Annotated in this window: 10 protein-coding genes; 3 read left to right on the forward strand and 7 right to left on the reverse strand. The window is 71.7% G+C overall.

Annotated features, from left to right (window positions below):
* Nucleotides 1–135: 135 nt before the first annotated feature.
* A complete protein-coding gene (locus tag ABD987_RS11610; protein ID WP_345390474.1) occupies nt 136–1,668 on the reverse strand; it encodes a S8 family peptidase in 1,533 nt (510 codons plus the stop codon).
* Nucleotides 1,668–2,855 (reverse strand): S8 family peptidase, encoded by a 1,188-nt coding sequence (locus ABD987_RS11615; RefSeq protein WP_345390477.1) that lies wholly within the window; start codon nt 2,853–2,855, stop codon nt 1,668–1,670. Before ABD987_RS11615 ends, ABD987_RS11610 begins: the two co-directional genes overlap by 1 nt.
* 288 nt (nt 2,856–3,143) lie before the next feature.
* On the opposite strand from ABD987_RS11615, the gene ABD987_RS11620 reads away from it, so the two are divergent.
* Nucleotides 3,144–6,014, forward strand: coding sequence for an ATP-binding protein (locus tag ABD987_RS11620; RefSeq protein ID WP_345390480.1), 2,871 nt, complete (start codon nt 3,144–3,146; stop codon nt 6,012–6,014).
* A 63-nt stretch (nt 6,015–6,077) separates the two neighbouring features.
* Nucleotides 6,078–6,926: an NAD(P)H-binding protein gene (locus tag ABD987_RS11625; RefSeq protein WP_345390483.1), complete on the forward strand. Its 849-nt coding sequence runs from the start codon at nt 6,078–6,080 to the stop codon at nt 6,924–6,926.
* Between the two features lie 81 nt (nt 6,927–7,007).
* On the opposite strand, the gene ABD987_RS11630 is transcribed toward ABD987_RS11625, so the two are convergent.
* The 4 genes from ABD987_RS11630 to ABD987_RS11645 all read right to left on the reverse strand — a co-directional run bounded on the left by ABD987_RS11630 (nt 7,008) and on the right by ABD987_RS11645 (nt 11,656).
* Nucleotides 7,008–9,125: a (Fe-S)-binding protein gene (locus ABD987_RS11630; protein ID WP_345390486.1), complete on the reverse strand. Its 2,118-nt coding sequence runs from the start codon at nt 9,123–9,125 to the stop codon at nt 7,008–7,010.
* A gap of 61 nt (nt 9,126–9,186) precedes the next feature.
* On the reverse strand, nt 9,187–9,630 hold the full coding sequence (locus ABD987_RS11635; RefSeq protein WP_345390489.1) for a hypothetical protein: 444 nt from the start codon (nt 9,628–9,630) through the stop codon (nt 9,187–9,189).
* A gap of 131 nt (nt 9,631–9,761) precedes the next feature.
* On the reverse strand, nt 9,762–10,181 hold the full coding sequence (locus tag ABD987_RS11640) for a hypothetical protein (RefSeq protein ID WP_345390492.1): 420 nt from the start codon (nt 10,179–10,181) through the stop codon (nt 9,762–9,764).
* Between the two features lie 62 nt (nt 10,182–10,243).
* Complete coding sequence (locus ABD987_RS11645; protein WP_345390495.1) at nt 10,244–11,656, reverse strand: MFS transporter; 1,413 nt, start codon at nt 11,654–11,656, stop codon at nt 10,244–10,246.
* Between the two features lie 107 nt (nt 11,657–11,763).
* Here ABD987_RS11645 and ABD987_RS11650 point away from each other — a divergent pair, with 107 nt between their 5' ends.
* Nucleotides 11,764–12,342, forward strand: coding sequence for a TetR/AcrR family transcriptional regulator (locus ABD987_RS11650; RefSeq protein WP_345390498.1), 579 nt, complete (start codon nt 11,764–11,766; stop codon nt 12,340–12,342).
* 13 nt (nt 12,343–12,355) lie between these two features.
* Here the strand turns inward: ABD987_RS11650 and ABD987_RS11655 are convergent, their stop codons facing one another.
* On the reverse strand, nt 12,356–12,898 hold the full coding sequence (locus ABD987_RS11655; RefSeq protein WP_345390501.1) for a hypothetical protein: 543 nt from the start codon (nt 12,896–12,898) through the stop codon (nt 12,356–12,358).
* Nucleotides 12,899–12,981 lie beyond the last annotated feature (83 nt).

Raw genomic sequence — 12,981 nt, forward strand, 5'->3', positions numbered from 1 at the left:
GTCGAGGTCCCTGAAGGTGGCCTTCAGAGACCTCAAGTTCCTGGCAACAGCGCCCGAGCCGACGAGGGAAGCCGTGCCCCCGGCCGGAATGGCCGGGGGCACGGACTCCCCTCGGGAAGGGGCTCGGCGGCGGGTTCAGAAGGTGATCGAGAAACCGTCCAGTACACCGGTGTCGAAGCGGTAGACGTCCTTGACCCGCAATGTCCACGTGCCGTTCGCCCGTTCGGCGGCGGCGTTCACCGAGTAGGTGGTGTGCACGCCGCTCGCCGAGGCCACGCCGCCCGGCTTCCGCAACGAGAACACCGCACCGCTCGGCCCGACCAGGTCGATGGTCAGGTCCGCGCTGTAGGTGTGGGTGATGTCCACCTTCACCGGAAGCGTGGCCGAAGCCGCGCCCTCACACGAATCCTGGGTCACCGAGCTGGTCACCGCGTCCCCGGCGTCCGGAATGGACACCGGCGTGGTGTTCGCCTTGACGCCGCACTTCGACGGCGTGCCACCGCCGATGAACTCGACGTCGAGCAGCTTGTTCGGCGAACCGCTGCCCGGGTTCCGCACCACGCCGTCGGAGGCGTTCGCGACCAGCGCGTCCCGCACCTGCTGCGCGGTGGCGCCCGGGTTCGCGGACAGGTACAGCGCGGTGGCGCCGGTGACGTGCGGAGTCGCCATCGACGTCCCGCTCATGTTCGCCGTGCCGCCGTTCGACGTGCTCAGCGAGGTGATGTTCACACCGGGCGCGAAGAGGTCGACGCAGGTGCCGTAGTTCGAGAACGAGGCACGGCCGTCCTGGCTGTCCGTCGCGCCGACGGTGATCGCCTCGGGCACCCGCGCCGGGCTGACCGAGCAGGCGTCCGTCGAGCTGTTGCCCGCCGCCACCGAGTACACGATCCCCGCGGCGATGGACTTCTTCAGCGCGTCGTCGCCGACGCCGACCTGATCCATGCCGAGGCTCATGTTCGCCACCGCCGGTTTGACGGCGTTCGCGGTGACCCACTCCATCGCGTCCACCGCGGCGGAGTCCGGCCCGTTGCCGGTGCAGTCGTTGCCGAGCACCTTGAGGCCGACGATCTTGACCTCCTTGGCCACGCCGTAGGTCTTGCTGGCGATGGTGCCCGCGGTGTGGCTGCCGTGCCCGTTACAGTCGTTCCCGTTGCCGCCGACGAAGTCCTTGCCGATCGACGCGCGGCCCCCGTACTCCGGGTTGTCCGGATTGATGCCCGTGTCCAGATCGTACGCGGTGACCCCGGCCCCGCTGTTGGCGTAGGTGTATTTCTTGTCCAGCGGCAGGTTCTTCTGGTCGATCCGGTCCAGGCCCCAGGTCGGGTTCGCCTGGGTGTCGGCGATCCGGGCGGTGCCGTCCTCGTACACCGCCTTCACCGCCGGGTCGGCGGCCAGCCGCCGCGCCTGTCTGTCCGTCATCGCCCGCACCGAGAACCCGTGCAGGGTCCGCTCGTAGGTCGAGCGCACCTCGCCGCCGTACCGATGGGCCAGCGACGCCGACTCCGACACCGCTGCGGCGCCCACGTCCTTCAGCACCACGATGTACTGGTCGCCGTAGTGCTGTTTCGCCGGTACGACAACACCTTCCGCCTCGGCCGCGACCGCGGTCCCGGCGCCGAGTGCCAGCAACGACACACACGCGCCGAGGGCCAGGATCCCGCGCCGCATCAGAACATCGCCCCGGTGCCGATGAAGGAGACGTTGAGCAGCTTGTTCGGCGAACCGCTGCCCGGGTTCTTGACCACGCCGGCGCTCGCGCCGTCGGTGAGCGCCTTCTCGACCTCGGCGGGCTTGGCCGACGGGTGCGCCGTCAGGTACAGCGCCGCCGCGCCCGCGACGTGCGGCGTGGCCATCGACGTCCCGCTCATCTGCTGCGTTCCGCCGCCGTTGCGCAGCGAGGTGATGTTGACGCCGGGCGCGAAGATGTCCGTGCAGCGCCCGAAGTTCGAGAACGTCGCCCTGGTGTCCTTGTTGTCCGAGGCGTTCACGGTGATGGCCTCCGGCACCCGCGCCGGGCTGGTGTTGCAGGCGTTCTTGTTGTCATTGCCCGCCGCGACGGTGTTCGTGACGCCCGCGGCGACCGCACGCTTCACCGCGTTGTCCACAGTGGAGCTCGCGGCGCCACCGAGGCTCATCGACAGCACCGACGGGCCCTTCGCGTTCTTGGCCACCCAGTCGATCCCGGCGACGACCTGCGCCCACGAGCCCTGTCCCTGGCAGTTCAGCACCCGGACGGCGACGATCTTGGCCTCCTTGGCCACCCCGTAGGTCTTGCTGCCCACCGTCCCGGCGACGTGCGTGCCGTGCCCGTGGCAGTCCGAGGCGTCGTCGTCGTTGTCGATGAAGTCGTGGCCGCTCGACGCGCGACCGCCGAACTCGGCCTGTTTGTAGTCGGTCCCGGTGTCGACCACGTACACCGTGGCGCCGCTGCCGGTGTTCGGGTAGGTGTACTTCTGGTCGAGCGGCAGGTTCTTCTGGTCGATCCGGTCCAGGCCCCAGGTCGGGTTCGGCTGGGTGCCGGTGACGTGCGCGATCCCGTCCTGCTCGACGTAGTCGACACCGGGGTCGGCGGCGAGCGCGCGGGCCTGCGCCTCGGTCATCGAGGCCGCGAAGCCCCGCAGCGCCGTGTCGTAGGTATAGGTGACCCGGCCGCCGTAGCGGTGCGTCAGGTCGGCGGTGGCCGCCGTCAGCGCCCCGCCGGACTTGAGCGCGACGAGGTAGCTGCCCTCGACCGCGCCCGGGACACCCGCGTTGCGGATCTGCCCGGTCCGCGCCTGGGCGGGCGCGGCCAGTCCCAGCGAGATCGCGCAGGCGGCCACCACCACGGGCGCCGCCTTGCGATAGACGTTGTGCATACCCAGCTCCGTTCGCTCGAACAGAAGAAGCGGAGCGCGGACGGGCCGCGCTCCGGCGGTGACCGAGAGCCACCTCGCTCTCACTGTCGGGGACAATCACTCACGGGAACAAGCGAGGTAGTGGCCCGTATGGCTACCTAACTAATGCCGGGCCGCGACCCTACGAAAGTTCCGTGACCGTCCGGATCTGTTCCGTGACGGGCACCGCCCGACCTAAGCTGCGTGCACCCGGACAAGGTGGTTTGGGGCCTGTGCCGCTTTCGGGTGAGCGAGATCGGGAGCAGGGCGATGACCAACGGGATCGTGTGCCGGACGAGTTCCCCGGTCCTCATCGGACGGGCCGCCGAACTGCGGGCGCTGGTCCGCGCGGCCGCCGCGCCGCCCGCGGTGCTGATGCTCGAAGGGGAAGCGGGCGTCGGCAAGACGCGCCTGGTGAGCGAGCTGATCGCGCGGACGGGCAAGGCCGGGCGCCGGGTTCTCCTCGGTTGCTGCCAGCCGCTGCGCGAGCCGTTCCCCTACGGGGTCGTCATCGAGGCGCTGCGCGGCGCCGGTGACGTGCCCGCCGCGACGTTGAGCCCGCTTACCGGCGCGCTCGCCCCCTATCTCCCCGAACTGACCCAGCTCCCGGCCCCGCCGCCACCGCTCGGCGACCCGCGCGCGGACCGGCACCGGCTGTTCCGCGCGGTCCACGCGCTGCTCGCCGCGCTCGGCCCGGTGCTGCTCGTCGTCGAGGACGTGCACTGGGCCGACGACGGATCGCGGCAGTTGCTGCGGTTCCTGATGGCGGATCCGCCGCCGGGGTCGAGCCTGCTGCTGAGCTACCGGGGCGAGGAGGTACCCGGCGGTCTCCCGCTGGGCAGCGCCTACCGGCCCACCCCGGGCAGCGCGAGCGTTTTCGTCCGGCTCGCGCCGCTCGACCGCGACGGGGTGCGGCAGCTGACCGGCGCGTTGCTCGGCACCTCCGCCGTCTCGGCCGAGTTCGCGGCCCGGCTGCACGAGCGCACCGCCGGGCTGCCGTTCGCCGTCGAGGAAACCGTGCATGCCCTGCGCGACCCCGAAGGCGCCGTGCAGGCGGACGGCGCGGCGGCGCGAAGACTGCTCGACGCCGTCGAGGTCCCCGCCCTGCTCCGGGACACGATCGTCGAACGGCTCACCGCGCTGCCGCTGGCCGCGCGCCGGATCACCGAGGCGGCCGCCGTGCTCGCCGAACCGGCGACACCGGACCTGCTGACCGCGATCGCCGGGCTCGCCCCGGCCCGCGCCCGCCACGCGCTGATACGCGCGCTGGACCGCGCCATCCTCGTCGAGACCGCCGACTGCCACTACGGCTTCCGGCACACGCTGGCGCAGCAGGCCGTGTACGACACCCTGGCCGGGCCGGACCGGCAGGAGCTGCACCGCCGCGCCGTCCGCCTGCTGCGCGACCGGACCCCGGCACCACTGGTCCGGCTGGCCGAGCACTGCCGCAAGGCCGGGGACACCGCGGGCGCGCTGCGCTACGGCGAGGCCGCCGCCGACCAGGCCGGCGAGCTGGGCGATCTCGCCGCCGCGATCGACCTGCTCCGCACGGCGCTGGCCGGACCGGACCTCACACCGTCCGATGTGGACAGACTGGCGGTGAAGCTGAGCACCGTGGCGTGCAACGGCCTGTCCCAGCGGGAGGTCGTCACGACGCTGGAGCGGCTGCTGTCCGACGAGCGGCTGTCCGGACGGCTTTCCGGCGAGATCCGGCTGACGCTCGGCCTGATGCTGATCCGCCAGGCGGGCAGCCTGGAGGCCGCGCGGGTGGAGATCGAGCTGGCGATCGCCGCGCTGGGCGACCGGCCCGCGCTGGCCGCCAGGGGCATGGCGGTGCTCGCCCAGCCGTGGGTGGGCGACACGCCGCTGGCCGAGCACCGGCGCTGGCTGGACCGGGTCGACAAGCTGATCGCGGCGGCCTCGGCGGCCGGGGACCGTGGCCGCGCGCTGACCCTGATGGCCAGCAACATCGCGTCGCGGCTGCACACCGGCGACGCCAGGGCGTGGCGGACGCTCGCCGACGCGCCGGTCCGGGCGGGCACCGCGGAGGAGCAGCGGCAACTGGCCCGGCTGCACTGCAACGTCGCCGACGCGTGTTCGTGGATCGGGTACCACCGGCGCGCGGGCAGGCTGCTGCGCAGCGGGACGCGGCTCGCGGCGGACTGCGGCGCGCCCTACGTCGTGGGCACCGCGCGCTCGACCGGCGTGCACACCGACTGGCTGACCGGTGACTGGGCGGGGCTCGACGGCCGCGCCGAGGCACTGATCGAGGAGTACCGCGACCTGCTCCCGGTGACCAGCGAGCTTTCCCTCGTCCTCGGCCTGCTCTCCGCCGCGCGCGGGGCGTGGGACCGCGCCGCCGAGCACTTCACCGCGACCGCGATCGACCAGCCGGGAAACGCTTTCACCCCGGTGGTGATCGCCGCGCACGGTGGCGTCGCGGCGATGCTGCTCGCCCAGGACGCCGCCGTGGCCGCGGTGGCGCAGGCCGATCGCGGGCTGGAGCTGTTGCGCACCAAGGGTGTCTGGGCCTGGGCGGGCGACCTGCTCCCGGTGGCGGCCGACGCGTACTGTCTCGGCGGCCGGGGCGAGCGGGCCCGCGCGCTGCTCGGCGAGTTCGAACGCGAGATCAGCACGCTCGACGCGCCGATGGCGCACGCCGCGCTGGCCGCCTGCCGCGGCATCGTGGCCGCGCACCACGGCGAACTGCCGGACGCGATCAAGGCCTTCGACGACGCACGCGGCCAGTACGAGCGGCTGCCCGCGCCCTACCACGCCGCGCAGGCCGCCGAGCGGCTCGCGCACTGCCGCCTCCGCCACGGCGATCCCGCCGCGGCCACCACGTTCACCGAGCTGGCCGAGGTGTTCGACGGCCTCGGGGCCACCCGTGACGCCGCGCGCTGCCGCCACGCCTACCGCGCGACCGGCGCGGTCACCCCGTCACGTCGCGGACGGCGCGGCTACGGCGACGAACTCTCGCCCCGGGAACGCGACGTCGCGCGGCTGCTGGCCGAGGGACACACGAACCGGGAGATCGCCGAGGTGCTGTTCCTGTCCCGGCGCACGGTCGAACAGCACGTCGCGAGCGTGCTGCGGAAGCTGAAGGTGCGCTCGCGCGGTGAGCTGGCCGTCACGCGTTGACTTCAAGCTTCCTTTAAGTCCTACCTTCGCCTGAGCAGGCCAACGGACGAAGGAACAGGAAAAATGACCAAGAAGACGATTCTCGTGACCGGCGCCACCGGGAACGTCGGCGGCGCGCTCGTCGACCAGCTCGCGGGGCGCGAGGACGTGACCGTGCGCGCGCTCGTGCGACGACCCGAGGCCGCGAAGCTCCCGGACGGTGTCGAGGCGGTGCGCGGGGACCTGAGCGACCCGGCGAGCCTGCGCACCGCGCTGACCGGCGTCGACAGCGTGTTCCTGGTGTGGCCGCTGCACCCCGCCGAGCAGGCCGGTCCCGTGGTGGAGGTCATCGCCGAGCACGCGACCCGCGTCGTCTACCTGTCGTCCTCGGCGGTCGACGACGCGACGGACCCGATCACCAGCTCCCACGCCGCGCTGGAAGCCGTCATCCGCGCTTCCGGTCTACAGTGGACGTTCCTGCGCGGTGGCGGGTTCGCGGCCAACGCGCTCGGCTGGGCGCCGCAGATCCGCGAGGACCGCGTCGTCCGCTGGCCGTACGGCGCCGCCGTCCGCACGCTCATGCACGAAAAGGACCTCGCCGCCGTCGGGGTGCTGGCGCTGACCACCGACGACCACGTCGGCAGGGCCTACGCGCTCACCGGCCCGGAACCGCTGAGCCAGCGCGAACAGGTCCGCGCGATCGGCGAGGCGATCGGCACCCCGGTCCGCTGGGAGGAGCAGTCCCGGTCCGAGGCCCGCGCCGACCTCCTCGCGCAGGGCTGGCCGGACACGCTGGTCGACGCCGTTCTCGACGCGTGGGCGGGCATGGTCGAGCATCCGGAAACCGTCTCCCCGGCCTTCCGCGAGCTCACCGGCCGGGACCCGCGCACCTTCGCCGAATGGGCCATCGACCACGCCGAAACCTTCCGCTGATCCCCGAACCGGCAGGTCCGTGAATGCCACATTGAGGGACTCAGAGTCCCTCAATGTGGCATTCACGGACCGTCGGGAAGCTCAGGGGATCACCGGGGCGTCGGAGGGCATCGCCGTCGCGCGTTTCACCGACTCCAGCAGCAGCTGGGAGACGTCCCGCACCTCGACGTTCTCGCCGCGCTGCTCGCTCTGCCGCTGCACCAGCCCGTCGGAGATCATCACGCGGCAGAACGGGCAGCCGGTGACGATCGTTTCCGCCTCGGTCGACAGGGCCTCGTCGACGCGTTCGAGGTTGATGCGCTTGCCGATCTGCTCCTCCATCCACATCCGCGCCCCGCCCGCGCCGCAGCACAGCGAGCGGTCCGCGTGCCGGGGCATCTCCGCGAGCGTGGCGCCGGTGGCATCGACCAGATCCCGCGGCGGCGTGTAGACCTTGTTGTGCCGCCCCAGATAGCAGGGGTCGTGATAGGTCACGCTCGGGCCGCCGTCGTCGACCGGCTTCACCGGGGTCAGCGTGCCCGCGCGCACCAGCCGGTTCAGCAGCTGCGTGTGATGCACGACCTCGTAGTGCCCGTCGAGCTGCGGATACTCCCTGCCCAGGGTGTTCAGGCAGTGCGGGCAGGTGGTGACGATCTTGCGCAGCCGCGGTTCCCGGCCCTCGAACACCGCGTTCAGCGTCTCCACGGTCTGCTGCGCCATCAGCTGGAACAGGAACTCGTTGCCCGCGCGCCGGGCCGGGTCGCCGGTGCAGGACTCGCCGGTGCCCAGCACGACGTACTCCACGCCCGCGAGGTGCAGCAACTCCGCGGTCGCGCGGACGGTTTTCCTGGCGTGGTCGTCGAACGCGCCCGCGCAGCCCACCCAGTAGACGTACTCGACGTCCGCGCCGAGTTCACCGTCGAAGACCGGGACGTCGAACCCGAGGTCCTTCGTCCACGCCAGCCGCTCGGAGTTGTTCTGCCCCCACGGGTTCCCCTTGGTCTCCAGATTGCGGAACACCGTGCCCAGCTCGCTGGGGAACGCGGACTCGATCATCACCTGGTAGCGCCGCATGTCGACGACGTGGTCGACCTGCTCGATGTCCACCGGGCACTGTTCGACGCACGCGCCGCAGGTCGTGCACGACCAGAGGACGTCCGGATCGATGACGCCGTTCTCCTCGGCGGTGCCGACCAGCGGGCGCGCCTCCGGATTCTCCTTGCCACCGAGGACATACGGCGCCTCTTCGAAGAGGTGGTCCCGCAACCCCATGACAAGCAGCTTGGGGGACAACGGTTTCCCGGTGTTCCACGCCGGGCACTGCGACTGGCAGCGGCCGCATTCGGTGCAGGTGGCGAAGTCGAGCATGCCCTTCCAGGTGAAGTCCGCGATCTTGCCGCGTCCGAAGACGTCGTCCTCGCCGGGGTCCTCGAAGTCGATCGGCTCACCCTTCGACTCCATCGGCAGCAGCGGGCCGAGCGCGTCGGGCAGCCGTTTCGCGGTGACGTTCACCGGGGCCAGGAAGATGTGCAGGTGCTTGGAGTACAGCACGATGCTCAGGAACGCCAGCATCACGCCGAGGTGCAGCAGCAGCCCGACGGTCTCCAGCGGCTCGGTGACGCCGGGCCCGAGCGGCCGCAGCAGGTCGCCGACGCCGAGGGAGACGAACGCGCCCGAGTCGTACGGGAAATGGCCCGCCGCCGAGGAAGCGCCGCGGAACAGGAACATCGTCCAGACGACGTTGAAGATCATGATCAGGATCAGCCAGGCACCGCCGGTGTGCGAACCGTAGAACCGCGACGCCCGCTCCTTGCGCGCCGGTGCCTGCCGGATCCGGATCACGGTGAACACGCCCAGCGAGACCGCGACCGCGACCGCGATGAAGTCCTGCACGAAGCCCAGCACGGACCACTCGCCGATCAGGGGAATGTGGAAGTCCTCGTCGAACAGCGCGCCGTAGGCTTCGAGATACACCGACGCGAGGATCACGAATCCCCAGAAGGTGAAGAAGTGCGCGAGCCCGGGAACGGACCATTTCAGCAGTTTCCGTTGCCCGAACACCTCGCGCAGGTGCGCGGCCACGCGACGGCCCAGTTCGGCCGACCGGCCGGTGTCCGGCTGGCCCGAGCGGATCAGCCGGACGAGGAACGCGACGCGCCGCCCGGCGAAGGCCAGTCCCGCGACGGTCATGAGCGAACCGAGAATCAGACGAACGAGCACGACGCCTCCACGGCACTTCTTCCGATTGACGCTGACCCGACGAGCCGAAGGGCGGCCCGGTTCAATGCGAACCGGTGTAGTAGCGGCACGCCTTGCACGCGTACCGCATCTTCGCCACCCGCCAGCGTTTTCGGTACAGCTCGGGACTTCCCGGCCGCGGTGGGCGGACGCCCAGCCGCTCGTACCGCCGGCTCCGCCCGCCCGTTTCGTACAGCTCGGTCACGTGCCCGAGATAGGCACGCCGGACGGCGAGTTCGACGGTCAGGCCCCTGCCGAGGGTGTCCCGGCAGAAACGGTGCAGGAGTCCCAGATCGGGGAACCCGCGGACGCCGGGCGCGTGGTGCTCGTCGACGACGCCGTAGCCGGGGTGGTCGCTCTTTCCGTTCAGCCGCACCGGAAGCGCGCAGTGCGCGCAGCGCAGCGTGCAGGTCAGGCAGGCGGTGACGTGTCTGAGCCTGCGCTCGCCCGGTCCGTCCACCAACACTGGCCGAACGCGCCACCTCATGGTGCCTCCTCGGACCGGCGGTGTGATCGACGCCACCCTTACTGGAGGGTAATGAGGTGTCCCGGAAAAACGACAGGACCAAACGGCCCAGTTTGGCGCGCCCGGAAAGCGCAGCCGGTGGACTACCGCGGTCAGCTCACCTTGACGGTGACGAGCAACGCGCCGGATTCGCGCAGTTTCACCGGGATGTCGCCGCTGTGGTCCGGGGTGAAACCGATGTCCTCCGGGTCACCGGGATCGACATCCGCGCTCTTGTCCGGATATCCGGCCACGTCGATGTTCTGGTGCACGTCGGAGGTCACGGTGATCTTGACCCGCTGTCCCTTCCGCAGTTCGAGCACGCCGGCCGGCGGCGAGACCGCGCCCTTCGCGAACGCGACGTCGACCCTGGCGTCGGCGTTGCCCGCGGCCGGACCGCGCAGGACACCGGATTCCGGGCTCGACGGCGGCGGCTGTGGCTGTGGCTGTGGCTGTGGCGACTCCGCCGGCGACGAGCAGGCGACCACGGCGACGGCCGCGAAAGCCACGACCGGAACAACACCCCACCTCATCGGCGGCACCTCCTCGCGAAAACGTTCCTCGAAGATCAGTACCCCGGATCGCGGGCGGCGAATCACCGCGCGGTGGCCAGGGCCGGACCCATCCCGAGCACCGCCACCGCGGCCGCGGCACCGAACGCGAGACCGTAGGCCGCGCCGGTCGGCACCGCGCCGCCCGCGATCGGCATCGACGCGAGGATCGCCGTGCCCAGCTGGCTGCCCACCGCGCCGCCCGCGGTGCGGGCCACCGTGTTGACGCCGTTCGCGCCGGCGATCCGGTCCGGCGGCACGGCGGCGTTCACCAGCCGGGGCAGCACCGCCATCACGAGCCCGAAGCCCACGCTGGCGACGGCGTAGCACGCCACCAGCTGCCAGATCTCCCCGTGCCACCAGGCCAGCGCGGCGGCACCGGCGGCGACGAGCCCGAGCCCGGTGGTGAGCGGGACGCGCGGGCCGAAGCGGGCGTCGGCGCGGGCGGCGAGCCAGCTGCCGGGCAGCACGAGCAGGGTCCCCGGCAGCATGATCAGGCCCACCGCGGTGACACTGACCCCGAATCCGTAGTCCACCGCGCCGGAACGCGGGGTCTCGGCGAACTTCGGCAGCAGCACGAAGAGGACGAACTGCGCGGCGCCGAAGGCCGTCGCGGTGAGGTGGGTCGGCAGGATCCGGCGGTGTACCAACGTTTCCGGGGCGATCAACGGTGTCGCGACGCGCCTTTCGACCGCCAGGAACACCGCGAAGGCGAGCACCGCCAGCACGAACAGCCCGCACACCCACCCCGAGGTCCACCCCAGCACCGGGCCCTGCGTCAGCGCGAGCAGCAGCGAGGTCAGGCTCGTCGCGAGCAGGAGCGTGCCGGGGACGTCGAGCCCGCCGCCGCTTCGTACCGGACTCTCCGGCACGAACCGCAGCACCATGGCGAGGGTGACCGCGACGAGCACCGCGCCGACGGCGAACAGCCACCGCCAGGAGACGAAGTCCACCAGCAGGCCGCCGCAGGCCAGCCCGAGCCCGGCCGAACCACCGACCAGCCCCGAAGCCAGCGCGAGCGCGGACGCCACCCGGTCGGCGGGCAGGGACTCCCGGATGACGCCGAACGCCAGCGGCAGCAGGCCGAGGCTGACACCCTGCGCCGCGCGGAACGCGATCAGCAGGCCGACGTTCCACGACACCAGCGCGCCGAGCGTGGCGACCAGGTAGACCACGAGCACCCCGATCAGCGCCCGGCGTTTCCCGTGGTGGTCGCCGAGCCTGCCGATCAGCGGGGTGAGCACCGCGCTCGCCAGCAGCGGCGCGCTCAGCACCGCCCACGCGGTCGCCGCCGCGGTGGCGCGCAACTCGTGCTGCACCGTGGTGATCGTCGGGACGAGCATCGTCTGCATCAGTGAGTAGGACAGCACCGCGAAACACATCGCGACGAGGATCGCGGTGCCCCGGCCCGGTCCGGCGGATCGCGGACGTGCCGCGGCCACCTGTGTCACATCCATGGAATCCCCTGGTCAGCACTCGACGGCTACCTGCGAACGGCGTTCGCATCAAGGGAAGGCTACCCTAACAATCACACGAGGTCGAGCAGGTGGGCTACGGTGATCGCGTGGTGACCCCAGGTGGCGCCCGGCCGAAGCTGAGCCGGGAGCTGATCGTGACGAAGGCGCGCGCGATCGCCGACGCGTCCGGGCTCGACGCGCTCACCCTGCGGGAACTCGCGCACGCGCTCGGGACCGGGCAGGCCTCGCTGTACCGCCACATCGCCGACCGGCGTGAGCTGCTCGGCCTGCTGGTCGACGACGTCGCGCTCGAATTCCCCACCGCCGATCCCGGACTCGCCCCGCGCGAGCGGCTGCTGAAGGTGTGGCTGGACCTGCACGCGTTCCTGTCCGCGCACGAGTGGGTGGCGAAGGTGATCGCGGAGGGCGAGTACATCTCCCGCAACGCGGCGCCGTTCGCCCAGCGCCAGCTGGACAGCCTGACCGGCGCGGGACTGGGCACCGAGGACGCCATGCGCGCCTACCGGACGCTCTACAACCTCCTGCTCGGCTTCCTGCTCAACAAGCACCCGATGGGCCACCACCTCGAAGCGGTCCCACCGTCCACTGAGGACGAAGAGTTTCGCTGGGCGGTCAGCCGGTTTCTCGACTGCCTGCTGCCAGGGGAACCACCCCAGGGTCAGTGACCACTGTGGACGGTCAGCGGCGCGGCCAGTTCTCGTAGTCGCGGCGCATGGAGCTCACCACCGAGCTCCAGTACTCACCGAACGGATTCGCCGAGGGCGGCGCGGCGGGCCTGCGGCCGCCGTTCGGCTCGGCGCGGCCGGTCGGCTCGACCGGCGGTGGCGGCGGTGCCGCTTCGCTGCCGACGAGCCGGGCCTCGGCGGTGGTGGGGGCCGACGACGCGCTCATCGTCACCATTCCGCTGTCGGTGCCGGTCGCCGGGGGCACCACCGGCGCGGACGAGGTGGGCGGTGGCACCGGCTTCGCCCCGGCCTCGGGCACGTCGGCGGGTGAGAGCAGCACGACACCGGCACCGGCGAGCACCACGAAGGCCCCAGCACCGAGCGCGAACTTGATCGCCCAGCCCTGCCGGGCACGCGCCGGGGGTTCGTCCGGCGACCCGGCTCCCGGGAGCACGGTGTCGTCGGTGATCCGGGGCATCGGCCGGGTTTCCGACCGATCCAGCAACTCGGCGACCGTGGGCAGCTCGCCGGGGTCACGGGGGGCCGGACTGGTCATCGGCAGGACCTCCACACACCGGCACGCGAACGACCGGGCGAATCCTACGAACCCCGCCGGATCTTGTAAACCCACGCGGACCC

The organism is Amycolatopsis samaneae (assembly GCF_039541975.1).
GTDB classification, from domain to species: Bacteria; Actinomycetota; Actinomycetes; order Mycobacteriales; family Pseudonocardiaceae; genus Amycolatopsis; species Amycolatopsis samaneae.

Excerpts from the sequence above, each read along its gene's own strand:
- ABD987_RS11610 (WP_345390474.1), bottom strand. The coding sequence starts at position 1,668 with ATGCGGCGCGGGATCCTGGCCCTCGGCGCGTGTGTGTCGTTGCTGGCA.
- ABD987_RS11615 (WP_345390477.1), bottom strand. The coding sequence starts at position 2,855 with ATGCACAACGTCTATCGCAAGGCGGCGCCCGTGGTGGTGGCCGCCTGC.
- ABD987_RS11620 (WP_345390480.1), top strand. The coding sequence starts at position 3,144 with ATGACCAACGGGATCGTGTGCCGGACGAGTTCCCCGGTCCTCATCGGA.
- ABD987_RS11625 (WP_345390483.1), top strand. The coding sequence starts at position 6,078 with ATGACCAAGAAGACGATTCTCGTGACCGGCGCCACCGGGAACGTCGGC.
- ABD987_RS11635 (WP_345390489.1), bottom strand. The coding sequence starts at position 9,630 with ATGAGGTGGCGCGTTCGGCCAGTGTTGGTGGACGGACCGGGCGAGCGC.
- ABD987_RS11640 (WP_345390492.1), bottom strand. The coding sequence starts at position 10,181 with ATGAGGTGGGGTGTTGTTCCGGTCGTGGCTTTCGCGGCCGTCGCCGTG.
- ABD987_RS11645 (WP_345390495.1), bottom strand. The coding sequence starts at position 11,656 with ATGGATGTGACACAGGTGGCCGCGGCACGTCCGCGATCCGCCGGACCG.
- ABD987_RS11655 (WP_345390501.1), bottom strand. The coding sequence starts at position 12,898 with ATGACCAGTCCGGCCCCCCGTGACCCCGGCGAGCTGCCCACGGTCGCC.